Here is a 17909-nt window from a genome sequence, read left to right as displayed (position 1 = left end):
ATTTAAAAATGATTACTATTAAAAGAATACTTTTTGCTTTTTTGGTTTCAATCTTCGTATTGATACATACAAACGCACAATGCACTTCAGATACCAATTTTAGAAAACCGGTTATCGAAACAATCAAAAACGTTGAAACTATTTTTCATATTACCGTGATTGACGACCGCGGTTTGTTGAAAGGAAAAGAGTTGGATTACGCCGATTGGAGAATAGAACCTGGCAATCTGGAAGTCTCTCTGGCAAATGTTTTAGTACCTTTTGAGCTAACGTATTTCAAACAGCCCAATGGAAGTTATCAAATTCGAAAATATGAAAGTCATAAAGTTTCAGTCGATAAAGGAAAAGAACGTTTAGATTATTTAACCACTTTATATTCTAATGTTTCCGATTGGGAAAAACGAAAAAAGGAGTTAAAAGCATGTATGACTACGTCATTTGGTTTAGACAAGGCGCCCCCAACGCCAAAGTCTAAACCACTTTTAACCCCAAAAAGAATTTACAGTGATTATAGTGTAGAGAATATTGCTTTAGAAATTCTTCCGGGAGTTTACACAACAGGATCAATTTACAAACCGTATCCGTTAAACAAAAAATCAGCAATCATCTTAACACCAGATGGGCATTTTGGTGACGGAAGATACCGAAAAGACGAACAGTACCGTTGTGCTGTAATGGCCAAAATGGGTGCTATTGTCGTGAGTTACGATTTGTTTGCATGGGGAGAATCCTTATTGCAATTTCCTGAAGAAACACACCGAAACAGCATTGCTTCAACTGTTCAGGTTTTAAGCGGAATCCGATTATTGGATTATTTGGCAACCATTAAAAATGCTGATATTTCCAGAGTTGGTGTTACAGGCGGTTCAGGCGGAGGTTCACACACGATGTTTCTGGCCGCATTAGATGACCGAATTACGGTTTCGGCTCCGGTAGTGATGGTTTCTTCGCATTTTTCGGGAGGCTGCCCGTGCGAGAGCGGTCGTGGTATCCACCTTTGCGGAAACGGAACCAACAATGCAGAAATTTCTGCAATGATGGCTCCAAAACCGCAATTAATTGTTTCTGATGGAAAAGACTGGACACTCGCAGTTCCCGAATTAGAATTCCCTTTTATCCAAAGAACCTACGGACTTTACGGCAAGAAAGAATTGGTAGAAAATGCCCATTTTGCGAAGGAAGGACATGATTTTGGCGTTTCAAAACGCATGGCTTTGTACCCTTTTATGGCCAAATATTTGGGCCTGGATTTGAACAAAGTGAAAAACGAAAAAGGCGAAATCGATGAATCAACCTGTGTGATTGAACCTTACGAGAAATTATATGTTTTTGGCAACAAAGCCGAAAATTTGCCTAAAAATGCGCTGAAAGACATCGACAAATTATATGAAATGTTCGGAGAAAAAAATCTGAAAGTATATGAGGTTAAGAAGTAATATTTGGGCGTGACCCAATTTGAAAAAGGAGGCAACATTCGAAACCGCTTAGTCGCCCCCTTTCCCAAATTCGGTCGGGCTATCCGCGCTACTTCGGTAGCCAGCTCTTATCCCTCACGCGCTCTCGTAACTCAAGAATATTTGTTTTTTGATTAGAAATTAAGGAATAAAAAAATATGAATTTAATAATTGATCTGCGAAAATCTGAGGCCATTTTCTAAAAAGAATTAGCCGCAGAAATCAACCAACAACAATCAACGATTAACCATCAACTATAAGATATGAAGTTTAAAAATAAAATAATTACATTTCTAGGAGTTTCGCTATTTGTTTTACAAAACACAACAGCACAAAGCAACAGCGAACTAAAATTGTGGTACGATAAACCCGCCACGATTTGGAACGAAGCTTTGCCTTTGGGTAATGGACGTTTGGGTGCAATGATTTTTGGAGATCCCGCTGTAGAACGTCTGCAGTTGAACGAAGAAACCATTTGGGCAGGTTCGCCAAACAGCAACGCACACAACAAATCAATCGAAGCGTTACCCAAAGTAAGGAAGCTCATATTCGAAGGAAAATTTGATGAAGCGCAAGATTTGGCAACACAGGATATTATGTCACAAACTAACGACGGAATGCCCTACCAGACTTTTGGGAGTGCTTATATTTCGTTTCCGGGACATCAAAAATACACCAATTATTACCGTGATTTGGATATCGAAAACGCTACGGCAAAAGTAAAGTACACGGTAAACGGAGTAGAATTTACCAGAGAAATACTGACTTCATTTTCAGATCAGGTAATTATGGTAAAATTATCGGCAAGTCAACCGGGACAGATTACGGCGAATGTTTTTATGAACAGCCCGATTGACAAAACGGTTGCTTCAACGGAAGGAAATCAAATTATTCTTTCTGGAACGGGTACTAACTTTGAAAATGTAAAAGGTAAAGTAAAATTTCAGGGACGAATCGAAGCCAAAAACAAAGGGGGTGAAGTTTCAGCAAGCAACGGAATCCTAATCATCAACAAAGCAGATGAAGTAACGCTTTATATTTCGATAGCGACCAATTTCAAAAACTATCAGGATATTACAGAAGACGAAATAGCGAAAAGCAAATCGTTTTTAGAAAAAGCTTTACCGAAAAGTTTTGATGAAATCAAAAAAGCACACGTTGCCTATTACCAAAAATTCTTCAACAGAGTGGCTTTGGATTTAGGTTCAAATGATGCCATCAAAAAACCGACAAACGAACGAATACGTGATTTTAAAAAGGAATTTGATCCGCAATTAGCGAGTTTGTATTTTCAATTTGGACGTTATTTGTTGATCTCAAGTTCACAGCCTGGAGGTCAGCCTGCTAATTTACAGGGAATTTGGAATGATATGGTCACGCCGCCGTGGGACAGTAAATACACAACAAACATTAATGCCGAGATGAATTATTGGCCGGCTGAGATAACGAACCTTACCGAAATGCACGAGCCTTTCATACAGATGGCAAAAGAGTTAAGCGTTTCGGGAGCAGAAACGGCAAAAATGATGTACAACGCCAGCGGATGGGTTTTGCATCACAACACTGATATTTGGCGTGTAACCGCTCCGGTAGATTCGGCTGCGTCAGGAATGTGGCCTACGGGTGGTGCCTGGGTTTCGCAGGATTTGTGGGAACGTTATTTGTATACCGGCGATATCAATTATTTAAAAGAAATATATCCGATAATCAAAGGTGCTGCCGATTTCTTTTTGGATTTTATGACTACCGATCCTAAAACGGGATATTTGGTAGTAGTACCATCAAGTTCTCCAGAAAACACACATGCAGGCGGAACCGGAAAATCAACCATAGCTTCCGGAACTACGATGGACAATCAGTTGGTTTTTGATTTATTTACACACGTTATCGAAGCTTCACAATTAGTTGCTCCGAATGCTGATTATACTAAAAAATTAAGCGATGCACTTGACAAAATGCCTCCTATGAAAGTGGGAAAACACAATCAATTACAGGAATGGCAGGACGATTGGGATGATCCAAAAGACAACCACCGACACGTTTCGCATTTGTACGGCTTGTTTCCGAGTAATCAGATTTCGCCAATCAAAACACCTGAATTATTTGAAGCCGCAAAACAATCATTGATTTACAGAACAGATGAATCGACTGGCTGGTCAATGGGGTGGAAAGTGAATTTATGGGCAAGACTTCTGGACGGCAATCACGCCTACAAACTAATTCAGGATCAATTGCATTTGGTGACCGCCGACCAAAGAAAAGGTGGTGGAACCTATCCAAATATGCTCGATGCACACCAGCCGTTTCAGATTGACGGAAACTTTGGCTGTACCGCCGGAATCGCCGAAATGCTGATGCAGAGTCAGGAAGATGCGATTTATTTATTGCCTGCTTTGCCAACGGTTTGGGCAGCCGGAAGCATCAAAGGTTTGGTAACCAGAGGCGGATTTGTAATTGATATGACCTGGAAAAACAACAAAGTTTCGACTTTGAAAGTGTACTCAAAATTAGGAGGAAACTGCCGATTGAAATTGGAAAACACTTTGAAAGCAGATAAAGGAATTGTTCTTAAAAAAGCAAAAGGTAAAAACCCGAATCCGTTGTTTTATGATGTGGAAGTGAAGAAACCGATTATTTCTAAACAAGCGAAATTGACTAAAGTGCAATTGCCGAAGTATAATGAATATGATGTGGAGATGAAAGCGGGACAGACTTATAGTTTTTCTGCGAATTAGTCATTGCGAGGAACGAAGCAATCACATAACGAGAGCAACTACTGTGATTGCTTCGTTCCTCGCAATGACAAAACGTGATTGTTATCCGCGTGAGTGATGGCAGTGGAGCTCTTTTTTTGAGAGGTTTTTTGCCGAACAAAAAAAAGCGGGAACGTACAGCACGACCGGTAGTTTTTACGGAGGGTCACGTCCAAAAAATTAAAATATATAGAATATGTTACACCAATTTAAATACAAAATAATGGCGATTGTGATCCTGATTTCGGCTTTGAACAGCGGATGTAAATCGGGTGCGGGGCATTCTAAAAAAGGAACTTCAGTTGTTTTGAAAGCGGATAATTTTAAGCATTATGTGGATTATTTCAACACGATGGAAGACGAGAACTTGAAATTTGTGATTCCGAATGACAGTGCGTGGGCGTGGATGGAAAAGAATGTTCCGTTGTTTGAATGTCCTCAGCAGAATTTTGAGGAGATTTATTATTATCGTTGGTGGACGGCTCGAAAACACATCAAAAAAACACCGCAGGGTTATGCAATTACTGAGTTTTTGGTAGACCGTTCGTATGCTGATAAATACAATTTGATTGCTTGTGCTGTTGGGCATCATATCAATGAATTTCGTTGGGTGCACGATCCGCAGTACATTGAGCAGGATGTCAAAATTTGGTACCGTGGCAATGAAGGAAAGCCGATGAACAAATTGTATAAATTCAGTAGCTGGACGGCTGATGCTTTGTACAATCGTTATTTGGTGAATAAAGACGAAAAATTCTTGCTCGATATGTACCCGGATATGGTGACCGATTATGCAGTTTGGGAAAAAGACCGTCAGCGCAAGGATGGTTTGTTTTGGCAACACGATGTAAAGGACGGAATGGAAGAATCGTTGAGTGGCGGGCGTAAAGTACAAAATGCAAGACCGACGATTAACAGTTATATGTATGGAAATGCGATGGCGATTTCGAAAATGGCATCGATGAAAGGCGACAAAGAAGCGGAAGCTAAATTTAAAGCCAAAGCCGATGTTTTGCAACAATTGGTGGAAACCAAATTATGGAATCCGAAAAGTGAATTCTTTGAAACGTTTACCGAAAAAGATACTCTGGCACAGGTAAGAGAAGCAATCGGATTTATTCCGTGGTATTTTAACCTGCCACAAAAAGACAAAGGTTTTGAAAAAGCCTGGGAACAGATTAAGGACGAAAAGGGGTTTTCGGCGCCTTTTGGTTTGACAACGGCGGAGCGCAGAAGTCCGCGTTTTAGAACCCACGGAACCGGAACCTGCGAATGGGATGGTGCAATTTGGCCTTTTGCAAGTTCGCAGACTTTGACAGCTTTGGCAAATGTTTTAAATAATTACGATCAGAATTTCGTTGCCAAAACGGATTATTTCAAACAAATGGATTTGTATGTGCAGTCCCAATATTACAGAGGCAAACCGTATATCGGAGAATATCTGGATGAAACAACTGGTTATTGGCTGATGGGCGACAGAGAGCGTAGCCGTTATTACAACCATTCGACTTTTAACGATTTGATAATTACAGGATTGGTGGGTTTACGCCCGAGAGCAGATGAAAAAATTGAGGTAAATCCGTTGATTCCACAGGAAAAATGGGATTGGTTTTGTCTGGATAATTTGCTGTATCACGGGAATATCATTACGATTCTTTGGGATAAAACAGGGGAGAAATATGGTAAAGGAAAAGGGTTTAGAATTTTTAAAAATGGTAAGGAAATTGCGGTTTCAGAAAAATTGGAGAAATTAATTGTGGAATAAAATTGAGACAAGTATGACACAAATTAAAACGTATGAGCACGGATTTTTACTTAGTTTGTCATTCCGAGGAACGAAGAATCTCCACAAGAAACTAACACAAAGTTTATTTAGCATATCGAGCTACTAACGGGGATTCTTCCTCCGTCAGAATGACAAAAATGAGAAAAAAATCTGCCGAATCTGCTAAATCTGCGAGAACAAAAAATAAAAATAAATGAAAAAGTTTTTTTTACATCTTACATTAATCATTACACTTTTTACGTTTTCGGCGCAAGCCCAAAACAAAATCAGCGTCACCAATCTGCAATGCGAAATGCTGAACAATCCGGAAGGAATTGATGTCGTTAAGCCCCGTTTGAGTTGGCAGATAAAGTCGGATGTGAATGATGTAAAACAAACAGCGTATCAAATTATGGTCGCTTCGACTTTGGAAAATCTGAATGCGAACAAAGCTGATTTATGGGACAGCGGAAAAGTAACAAGCAACAAATCTGTCAATATAATTTACAACGGGAAAAAGCTGGGCGACCGACAAAATGCGTTTTGGAAAGTAACTGTTTTTACGAATAAAGGCGAAATCAAATCGGCAGTAACTGCTCATTTCAGCATCGGGATTTTAACCTATGCCAACTGGAAATCGACCCGCTGGATTGGATATGAAAAATTATCGAAAGAGGATAGCGTTTCCCAATATTCGAGATTGTCTGCCCGATATTTGCGAAAAGAAATCAACCTGAAAAAGCAGATCAAAAGTGCTAAAGTTTACATTATGGGAATGGGCTTGTATGAGCTGTACATCAACGGAAATAAAATTGGCGATCAGGTTTTGGCACCTGTTCCTACGGATTACACCAAAAACGTAAAATACAATGTTTTTGATGTGACTTCGCAGTTGAAAGAAGGCAAAAATATGCTGGGAACGATTTTAGGAAACGGACGATTTTTTGCGATGCGTCAGGATTACAAACCTTATAAAATCAAATCATTTGGATTCCCAAAAATGGCTTTGCAGTTATATGTCGAATATGCAGATGGAACAAAAGACATCATCAGAACTGATGATACATGGAAACTAACAACCGACGGACCGATTTTATCGAACAACGAATATGATGGCGAAGAATACGATGCCCGCAAGGAAATGAAAGGCTGGACGACGACCAATTTTGATGATAAAAACTGGGTAAACGCCAGATACGTTCAGGAACCGGGTGGCTTTTATGAAGCGCAGATGACGCCGAATATGAAAATTATGGGCGAGGTAAAACCAATTTCGATCAAAGCGACTGCCAAAGGAACTTATATTTTGGATATGGGACAGAATATGGTGGGCTGGTTGCAACTGAAAGTGAAAGGAAAAAGCGGAGACAAAATCACAATGAAATTTGCAGAATCTTTGCAGGCTGATGGTTCGTTGTATATTGCCAATTTGCGTGATGCGAAAACAACCGATGTTTATACGCTGAAAGGCGAAGGCGAAGAAATTTGGGAGCCTCGTTTTATATTTCACGGTTTCCGATTTGTAGAAATTTCGGGTTTTCCGACCAAACCAACTTTGGATAATTTTGTTGGAAAAGTGGTGTATGACGATATCAAAACGACAGGGACTTTCGAATCTTCGGATGCGACGATGAACCAGATTTTCAAAAATGCCTGGTGGGGAATCAGCGGAAATTACAAAGGGATGCCAATCGACTGTCCACAGCGAAACGAGCGTCAGCCTTGGTTGGGCGATAGAACGACAGGTGCTTATGGAGAAAGCTTTTTATTCGACAACCAGACTTTGTATGCCAAATGGCTGGATGATATAAAATATTCGCAAACTCAGGATGGAGGATTACCAGATGTGGCGCCGGCATTTTGGCGTTATTACGGCGATAATGTAACCTGGCCGGGAACGTACATCACGGTTGGCGATATGCTGTACCAACAATTCGGCGATGCGGAAGTGATTAAAAAGCAATATCCGTCTATGAAAAAATGGATGGTGTATATGGAAGAAAATTACCTGAAAGACAATTTAATGGATAAGGACAAATACGGTGATTGGTGTGTTCCACCGGAATCGTTAGAGTTGATTCGTTCCAAAGATCCTGCCCGTTTAACGGATGGACAATTGTTATCGAGTGCGTTTTATTATAAGTTATTAAACATAATGAAAAAGTTTGCCAAAATTGCCAATGCCGATGCTGACATTGCACATTATGATGATTTGACTGTGAGAATCAAAAAAGCATTCAATGCCAAATTTTTGAATACAGAAAAAAACTATTACGCCAATAATACCGTAACGGCAAACGTATTGCCTTTGGCTTTTGGTCTGGTTCCTGAAAATCTGATAGACAAAGTTTTCCAAAATATGGTTCACGAAGTTGAGGTGACAAAAAAGGGTCATATCAGCACAGGTGTAATCGGAACGCAATTTTTGATGAGAACTTTGACAAATTTCGGAAGAGGGGATTTGGCTTTTAAACTGGCTTCCAACAAAACCTATCCAAGCTGGGGTTATATGGTCGAAAATGGAGCCACTACCATTTGGGAATTATGGAATGGAAATACTGCAGATCCCACAATGAATTCGCAAAATCACGTAATGCTTTTGGGCGATTTGATGATTTGGTACTACGAAAATATGGCGGGAATCAAGAGTAATCCCAAAACTCCGGGGTTCAAGCAAATCATTATGAAACCGGATTTCAATGCGGGACTGACTTTTGTAAATGCTTCATACGAATCGATTTACGGTCTGATTAAAAGTGACTGGAAGAAAAACAAAAAAACTTTAGAATGGAAAATTACCATTCCGGCCAATTCATCGGCTGTGGTATATCTGCCAGTAACGAATGCTTCATTAGTAACTGTGAACAAACAAAAACTAGCTCAATTTTCATCTGCTTATAAAACAGAAAATGACAACATAGTCCTGACTTTAGAATCGGGTTCTTATACAGTTAATCTAAAGCTCTAATAAAAGTATTCGGGACAGTACAGGATGCTTACCTAATTATTTAGTGTTATTTTTACACTTAATGATTTTCTATATTCGGATATTTGTATAACCTATTGAAAATAAACATCATAATATTTCAAAAATAAATAAATAATGAAACTCAAACATATAACTATTACCTTTTTTAGTCTACTCCTTTTAGTAAGTTGTAAATCGGCATTAGAAAAAAAGACATGGAAAGAAGGAATTTTGGTAGATGAATTCATTTACGAAAAAGCACAATATCCTTCCTGTCATGCCGTGACAATTGTGGAAGCAACCAATGGAAATTTGGTTTCGGCCTGGTTTGGCGGTTCACACGAAAGACATCCAGATGTTTGTATTTATGTAGCAATCAAACCAAAAGGAAGCGATAAATGGGGTGAAGGCGTTAAAGTGGCTGATGGTGTAATGGAAGACGGAAAAAGATTCCCGACATGGAATCCGGTTTTGTACCAAATTCCGGGTGGCGATTTGATGTTGTTTTATAAAATTGGACCTAAACCATCTGAGTGGTGGGGTGTTTACAAAACCTCTTCTGATGGTGGAAAAACCTGGTCTGACAAGATTGATATGCCGAGTAAAGATTTTCTGGGACCAATCAAAAACAAGCCTGTTTTATTGAGTAACGGAACCCTATTACTTCCTTCAAGTACCGAAGGAAATGGCTGGCATTTGCGTATGGAATCAACTCCGGACTTTGGAAAAACATGGGTAATGGGTGATACAATTTCAAGAGGAAAAGAAAAGATAAATGCCATTCAGCCGAGTATTTTGTTTCATAAAGACGGAAGCATCCAGGCAATTGGAAGAACCAGAAACAGAGCTATTTTCAGTACGTTTTCTAAAGACAATGGAAAAACCTGGTCAGACTTAGAGTTAATCGGACTGCCAAATAACAACTCCGGAACCGATGCTGTAACATTGAAAAACGGAAAACACTTATTGGTTTACAATCACGTTTTACCTCCAGGAAAAGAAACAAAAGGACCAAGAACTCCTTTAAATCTTTCGATTTCTAATGATGGAATTCATTGGAAAGCCGCTTTGGTTTTAGAAGATTCAAAAATCAGCCAATATTCGTATCCATCGATTATTCAGAGTTCAGATGGAATGGTGCATATCGTGTACACCTGGAGAAGACAAAAACTGAAATACGTAAAAATTGATCCAAGCAAATTGGTGGCAATTCCAATCAAAAACGGAATCTGGCCTGGACAAGAAGGCGTTGAAGTAAAAGCTGTGAAAGCAGAAGAAGAGTAAATATTCACAAGAGATTATCATTGGAAAATTTTTAATCTCATAATCTGCTAAATCTGCTGGAAAAAATTACTCTCGCAGATTTGGCAGATTTAGCAGATTCTTTTTAATCTATGATAATAAAAACTAATAAATATGAAGTTAACTTGTTTTAAAAGAATCTCGATTATTGCACTAATTGTTGCTTTATCGGGAACAATGAATACTACAGTTTCAGCACAATCCAAAAAGCAAAAATATAAAGTGGCAGTTTGCGACTGGATGATTCTAAAAAGACAAAAACTAGGATCCTTTGGTTTGGCAAGCGAAATCAAAGCCGACGGTATAGAACTCGATATGGGCGGTTTAGGAAACAGACCCACTTTCGACAGTAAATTGGGAGATCCAGTTGAAAGACGAAAGTTTTTAGACAAATCTAAAGAGTTCAATGTTGGAATAAGTTCCATTGCAATGTCCGGATTTTACGCACAGTCATTTGCAGCAAGAGAAATTATACCCATGATTACGGATTGTATAAAAACCATGAAGGATATGAAGGTGAAAGTGGCTTATTTACCACTTGGAACACAATGTGACCTGACAAAAAATCCTGAATTACGTCCTATTATTATCGAAAGATTAAAATGGGCAGGAAAACAAGTCGGTAAAATAGGAGGAGTGATCGCAATCGAAACGTCATTAGACGCTACCGAAGAGAAAAAACTATTGGAAGAAATTGGCTGTATGCATATCAAAAGCTCTTTCAATTTTGCGAATGCTGTAGATAATGGACGAGATATTTCAAGTGAATTAAAGATTTTAGGAAAAAAATATCTGGCACAAATTCATGCCTCAACAACAGATAGAGTCTGGTTGCAAAATGATAAAAATGTTGATCTGCCAAAAATTAAAAAAGCACTTGATGAAATGAAATGGAGAGGCTGGCTTATCGTAGAACGCTCAAGGGATGTAACAATGGTTCGCGATGTAAAAGCCAATTACGGAGCCAACGTAGCTTACTTGAAGAAAATTTTTCAGAATTAAAATAAAAAATCTGCAGAATCTGCGTGAGTAAAATTAGCACGCAGATTTAAAAAGATTCAAGTAGATTTAGCAGATTTTTTAATCTGTGACAAAAACATACACGATTGTAATTTGTGCTAATTTGTGCAATTTGTGGTCAATAAATAAAAATACAATGAAATATCTAAGTTTACTTTTTTTAGGACTATATGTAACTTTTGCATCAGCGCAAAACATCACCATCGTTCGTGATGCCAAAGCGCCAAGAGCAAAATTTGGTGCACAGAAATTAGCAGAAACAGCAACCGAAAAAGGATTCAAAGTAGCGTTCGCAGACAAAATGCCTAAAAAATCAAAAGATAAAGTAATCGTTATTGGCGAAAAAGGAACCGATTTTTGGAAGAAGAATGTCAAAACTGCCAAAATCGATGACAGCCTATTAACCAAGAAAGAAGGCTTTCAAATCCGAACGCAAAAAAATACCATTTTCATTGAAGGTAGCGATGCAACCGGAGCTTTGTATGGCGCTTTGGAATTGGCAGACCGAATCAAAACTTCAGGTGAAATCCCATCCGAAATCAATATCGAAGATAGTCCCGAAATGGTCTTGAGAGGTTCTTGTATTGGAGTACAGAAAACGACTTATCTTCCGGGAAGAGACGTTTACGAATATCCATACACACCCAAAACTTTTCCTTGGTTTTACGACAAAAAACTGTGGACCAAGTACCTCGATATGATGGTCGAGAACCGACTGAACTCTTTGTATTTGTGGAACGGTCATCCGTTTGCCTCTTTGGTAAAACTAAAAGAGTATCCTTTTGCATTGGAAGTTAGCGAAGAAGATTTCAAAAAGAACGAAGAAATCTATAAATATCTTACAGTAGAAGCTAACAAAAGAGGAATCTGGGTGATTCAGATGTTCTATAATATCATAGTTTCCAAACCTTTTGCGGAGCATTATAACATTAAAACCCAAGATCGTTCACGCCCGATAACTCCTGAAATTGCTGATTATACTAAAAAATCAATCACCGCATTTATTGAAAAATATCCAAACGTAGGTTTATTAGTTTGTTTGGGAGAAGCCATCAACACCATCGATGATGATGTAGAATGGTTTAATAAAACCATTATTCCGGGTGTTCAGGATGGTTTGAAAGCGTTGGGGAAAACCGAAGAACCACCAATCATCCTGCGTTCACACGATACCGATGCGCCGGCAGTAATGGCTCAGGCGTTGCCAGTGTACAAAAATTTATATACGATGAGCAAGTACAATGGCGAATCGTTAACGACTTATACACCGCGTGGTCCTTGGTCTGAAACCCACAAACAATTAAGTTCTTTGGGTTCCATTCACATCGAAAACGTCCACATTTTGGCAAACCTGGAGCCTTTCCGTTACGGATCTCCGGATTTTATTCAAAAAACCGTTCAGGCAATGCACAGTGTTCACGGTGCCAATGCACTTCATTTGTACCCGCAGGCATCGTATTGGGACTGGCCTTACACGGCTGATAAAACCAAAACGGGGGAACGATTATTAGAAATGGATCGCGACTGGATTTGGTACAAAGCCTGGGCAAGATACGCCTGGAATAGCAAAAGAGACAGAAACGAAGAAATTAAATATTGGAGTGAAGATTTAGCTGATAAATACGGAACTGATTTAGAAGCAGCAAATAACATCCAAAAAGCATACGACGAGTCTGGAGAAATTGCCCCAAAAGCATTAAGACGTTTCGGAATCACTGAAGGAAATCGTCAAACTTTATTGTTGGGAATGTTCGAAAGTCAATTAGTAAATCCAGCTAAATGGCGCGTGTATCCGGGATTCCACGAATCTTGCGGGCCAGTTGGTGAATTGCTTTTGGAGTATGCCAAAAAAGAATGGAATAAAGAACCGCACGTTGGGGAATTGCCAACGCAAATCATCGCTGAAATCACGCAACACGGAAAATTAGCCGTTGAAGCCATCGACAAAGCGGAGTCAAAAGTGACGAAAGACAAAGAAGAATTTCTGCGCCTAAAAAACGATATGCACGCTTACAAAGCCTTCGCCGATTTCTTTTCTGAAAAAGTGAAAGCCGCCATTTTGGTCTTGCGTTACAGTTATTCCAACGATATTTCTGATTTGGATAAAGCGCTTCCACATCTCGAAAAAAGCATTGAATATTATGAAATTTTGGTCAATTTAACCAAAGACCATTATTTGTACGCCAACAGTATGCAGACCGCACAACGCCGAATTCCGATTGGCGGTGACGATGGAAATAACAAAACGTGGGCTGAATTATTACCGCATTACGAAAGAGAATTAGCGAATTTCAAGCGAAATTTAGATTTGCTGAAAGCATCCAAAGACGGTAAAATCGTAACCAAGGAAGGCAAGCCGTGGAAAACCGCTGAGGTAACTTTACTAAGTGAAAGCAAAGGAACTTACGCTGTCAAAAACGGAACAAAAGTATACGGAACACCAATTTCAGAACTGATAAAAGTAGCTCCTGAATTGCAGAACCTAAGAGGAATTGCATTCGATGAAGCGTCGCAAAACGAAAAAGGAACACACCTGAAATTCAAAAATAACAAAGCTGTAAAACTGGTTATCGGTTATTTCAACAGTGACCAGAAAAGATTTTTATTTCCGCCAAGTTTAGAGACAGACGCAGCCGGAAATGCCCACGGTCAGGCTGAAGTAATCCTGGCAAGTGCGATGAATTTGAAGGAATTGCCGCGAATCAACATTCACACCTATACCTTCGAACAGGGCGAAAACAAATTGGATTTAGGCAAGGGAAGAGTCTTGATTTTGGGCTTCATCGACGCCAATCAAACCATAACAACCCGTGATGTCGGCTATATCGACGAAGGTGAAAAAGGGGCTGTAGACTGGTTGTTTTATTAAAATAATTTGTGCGTGACCCTCCGTGAAAAACTTCGGGTCGGGCTGTACGTTCCCGCTTTTTTTTGATCCCGTTTTTTTACGGGATCAAAAAAAGAGCTCCACTGCCATCCCTCACGCGAACCCAAATTAGTTAGACGATTAGGTTTCAAAATAATAAAACTTAAATGACCTTAATATCACTTATATGGTTTAAAAAAGGTCAAAATAATATGAAGAAAATAGTTTTTTTTATTTTTTGTTTTTTTGTAGGTGCTTGCTTTGTATGGAGTCAAAGTAGCAAGGAACCAGCGAAGTTTCGTAAAGAAATTTCGCTGAACTCCGCTTGGAACACTATTGTTTTGGATAAGCGTCCCGAGTCCGAAGAAACTTTTGTGCAAAATCCAAAAGTAGATGCACAATGGCAGCAAGTAAACGTACCCCACAACTGGGATCAGTATTACGGATTCCGAAGAACCAAACACGGTAATTTACACGGAACTGCCTGGTATCAAAAGACCTTAAAACTTGATAAAAAAGACAATTCCAAAAGACTTTTCCTCTTTTTCGAAGGCGTAAGTTCCTATGCAACAGTTTGGGTAAACGGCAAAAAAGTAGGTGAACACAAAGGCGGAAGAACCACTTTTACAGTCGATATTACCAAAGCCATTTCTTTCGAAAAAGCAAATGACATAATCGTCAAAGCCTCGCATCCATCTTTCATTGCCGATTTGCCTTGGGTTTGCGGAGGCTGTTCCGGAGAATGGGGATTCTCGGAAGGTTCACAGCCAATGGGTATTTTCAGACCCGTAACTTTGGTTGTTACCGACGAAGTTCGCATAGAGCCTTTTGGTGTTCATATTTGGAATGACAAAGCAACTTCCAAAGAAAAAGCAATCCTGAATATTACTACCGAAGTCAAAAACTACGGGACTTCAAACCGAAACATCACTATCGAAAACACCCTTTTTGATAAAAGTGGAAAGAAAGTTGTTGGTGTAAAAAATGATATCAAAAATACTTCAGGCGAAACAAAACAAATAGCACAAACGCTTCCCGAAATTGTAAACCCGAAATTATGGTCGCCAGCGGAGCCGTATTTATATGAATTGGTCACCACAATTTCGGAAAACGGAAAAAAAATTGACGAACTAAAAACACCTTACGGAATTCGTTGGGTCAGCTGGCCGGTAAGCCGCGTAGGAAAAGACAATCGTTTTTACATTAACGACGAACCTTTATTCATCAACGGAACCTGTGAATATGAACATCTCATCGGAAACAGTCATTCATTTTCAGATGAGCAAATCCATTCCAGAATCGAACAAATCAAAGCGGGAGGATTCAATGCTTTTCGCGAAGCACATCAGCCTCACAATTTAAAATATCAGGAAGAATTAGACCAAAACGGAATCCTGTTCTGGAGTCAGTTTTCGGCACATATTTGGTACGACACACCTGAATTCAAAGAAAATTTCAAAACTTTATTGCGAGAATGGATTAAAGAACGCCGAAATAATGCTTCGGTCGTAATGTGGGGATTGCAAAACGAAAGCACGATTCCGGCAGCATTTGCCGAAGAATGTACCCAAATCATCCGCGAAATGGACCCGATGTCCGCTTCTCAACGCATCGTTACGACTTGTAATGGAGGAGAAGGAACCGATTGGAATGTGGTACAAAACTGGTCGGGAACTTATGGTGGCGATCCATTCAACTACGATGTCGAAATGAGCACACAATTGCTAAACGGAGAATATGGCGCCTGGCGTTCACACGATTTACACACCGAAGGCGAATTCGACCAAAAAGGAACTTTAAGCGAAAACCGTTTCTCGCAATTAATGGAAATTAAAGTCCGCGAAGCCGAATCGGTAAAAGATAAAATCGCAGGACAATTTAACTGGATTTTTGCTTCACATGAAAATCCGGGACGTGTACAAAACGGCGAAGGATTTAGGGATATAGACAAAGTTGGACCAGTCAATTACAAAGGGCTTTTCAGTATTTGGGGTGAACCTTTGGACACTTATTATATGTACCGCGCTAATTATGTTTCGAACAAAACCAATCCAATGGTCTATATCGTTTCGCACACCTGGCCGAATCGTTGGGATGCTCCAGGAGTCAAAAATGGAATCGATGTTTATTCGAATTGCGATGAGGTCGAATTGTTCAATGATATCAATAAAGCATCACTCGGAAAATTAAAAAATCCGGGATTAGGTCAGCATTTTCAATGGAACAATGTCAATATTCAATACAATGTTTTGTATGCCGTTGGTTATGTAAACGGAAAAGCCGTTGCCAAAGATTATATCGTTTTGAACAGTTTGCCAAAAGCGCCAAATTTAAGTGCGTTGGAAACTAAAAAAGAAACACTTTTACAGCCTCAAAAAAACTACAACTATATTTACAGAGTCAATAGTGGCGGTAGTGAAATTACAGATTCTCTCGGGAATTTGTGGCAGGCAGATGTTCATAAAAGTGGGGGCAATTCCTGGGGTTCTTTGTCGTGGACGGATAATTTTAAACAATTACCTGATTTTTATGCCAGCCAGAGAAGTACTTTCGACCCAATTTCAGGAACAAAAGACTGGAGTTTATTCCAAAGTTTCAGATACGGAATCGATAAATTAAGTTATGCATTTCCCGCTCCGGACGGTGAATATTTAGTAGAATTATATTTCACAGAACCTTGGTACGGAACAGGAGGCGGACTCGATTGCAAAGGCTGGCGTTTGTTTGATGTCGCGATCAATGACAATATAGTTTTAAAAGATTTAGATATCTGGAGTGAAGCCGGACACGATTCGGCCTTGAAGAAAACTTTCACGGTAAAAAGCGTTAATGGAAAAATCAAAATCTCGTTCCCGACTGTAAAAGCAAGTCAGGCAATTATTTCGGCAATTGCGATTGCAACCAAAGATAAAACGGTAAAAGGTGCTTCGGCTTCGCCACGAAACATTCAAAACATTGCAAGTAAATCCGAAACTAAAATAGGGTCGTGGCTGGATATTAATTCCAAACAATATTCAGATTCAGAAGTTATTTTTACGCAATTGCCTGCCGAAGTTTATGGAGCCGATTATTTGCAATTTCCTTTTAAAACCAATGTCTCAGGTTCTTATGTAACCAAGGAAGATTCAGAAATTTATCTTTTTACCCAATCAAAAGATTCAATTTTGGGTTATAAAAGAATGACTGAAACAGCTAAAAATTCAGATAAAGTGGAGTTTTCTGTTTTCCATAAAAAAGTAAAAAAAGGAGAAAAAGTTGGTTTTGAAAATAGCACAATCGCTGTCGTTCCAACCTACGATATGGGCGAAAAAGACGATTCAAGACCGATTGTACTTTTGGAAGCAGAAACAGCCAAAACCACCGGAACCGGAATCGAAAAAGGCAATTTCAAAAAAGCAGATTATATTGAGTTTACACAAAAAACAAACAACAGCATTCAGTTTGAAGTGAAACCAGGAGTTGCGGGAATTTACCTAATGCGTTTCCGTTTTATGAACAGAAGCGAAACTCCGTTAAAAGTCAAATTCAAAATGGAAGACGCCTACGGAATCCTGATGCGAAACGACTCGATCGAGTTTCCTTCAGCAACAGAAAAATGGAAAATATTGAACACGACTTCCGGAGGTTACATCAATGCCGGAACCTATAAAATCACAATAGAATCAGAAGATATGAAAGGATTGCTTTTGGATTCTTTTGAGTTTCAGTAGAAGAAAATAGGGGAAAGTAAAGAAGAAAGATTTCAAAACTTATATGCCTTATATGGTTTTAAAAATATTTA

General features: G+C 39.2%; 8 protein-coding genes. All 8 read left to right on the top strand.

The annotated features are described in order from the left end of the window. The first annotated feature begins 8 nt into the window (after positions 1-8). The 8 genes from ACEN2I_RS05760 to ACEN2I_RS05725 all read left to right on the top strand — a co-directional run bounded on the left by ACEN2I_RS05760 (position 9) and on the right by ACEN2I_RS05725 (position 17838). Positions 9-1436: an acetylxylan esterase gene (locus ACEN2I_RS05760; protein WP_441765136.1), complete on the top strand. Its 1428-nt coding sequence runs from the start codon at positions 9-11 to the stop codon at positions 1434-1436. Positions 1437-1717: 281 nt separating this feature from the next. Next, positions 1718-4189 carry a glycoside hydrolase family 95 protein gene (locus tag ACEN2I_RS05755; protein ID WP_441765135.1) on the top strand — a complete coding sequence of 824 codons (2472 nt, stop codon included), beginning with the start codon at positions 1718-1720 and terminating at the stop codon, positions 4187-4189. Positions 4190-4403: 214 nt separating this feature from the next. Next, entirely contained in the window at positions 4404-5972 is a 1569-nt protein-coding gene (locus tag ACEN2I_RS05750) for an MGH1-like glycoside hydrolase domain-containing protein (RefSeq protein WP_441765134.1), read from the top strand. A 214-nt stretch (positions 5973-6186) separates the two neighbouring features. Next, on the top strand, positions 6187-8940 hold the full coding sequence (locus tag ACEN2I_RS05745) for a glycoside hydrolase family 78 protein (RefSeq protein ID WP_441765133.1): 2754 nt from the start codon (positions 6187-6189) through the stop codon (positions 8938-8940). A 135-nt stretch (positions 8941-9075) separates the two neighbouring features. Beyond that, entirely contained in the window at positions 9076-10224 is a 1149-nt protein-coding gene (locus ACEN2I_RS05740; protein WP_441765132.1) for a sialidase family protein, read from the top strand. Between the two features lie 132 nt (positions 10225-10356). Continuing rightward, positions 10357-11244 carry a sugar phosphate isomerase/epimerase family protein gene (locus tag ACEN2I_RS05735; protein ID WP_441765131.1) on the top strand — a complete coding sequence of 296 codons (888 nt, stop codon included), beginning with the start codon at positions 10357-10359 and terminating at the stop codon, positions 11242-11244. A 154-nt stretch (positions 11245-11398) separates the two neighbouring features. Beyond that, the gene (locus ACEN2I_RS05730) at positions 11399-14131 is read left to right on the top strand and encodes an alpha-d-galacturonidase (RefSeq protein WP_441765130.1); all 2733 of its coding nucleotides are present in this window, start codon (positions 11399-11401) and stop codon (positions 14129-14131) included. 209 nt (positions 14132-14340) lie between these two features. Further along, a complete protein-coding gene (locus ACEN2I_RS05725; RefSeq protein WP_441765129.1) occupies positions 14341-17838 on the top strand; it encodes a malectin domain-containing carbohydrate-binding protein in 3498 nt (1165 codons plus the stop codon). The last annotated feature ends 71 nt before the right edge of the window (positions 17839-17909 follow it).

This window comes from Flavobacterium sp. W22_SRS_FK3, assembly GCF_052113665.1.
Classification (GTDB): Bacteria; Bacteroidota; Bacteroidia; order Flavobacteriales; family Flavobacteriaceae; genus Flavobacterium.
This window is presented reverse-complemented; position numbering and strand designations above follow the sequence as displayed.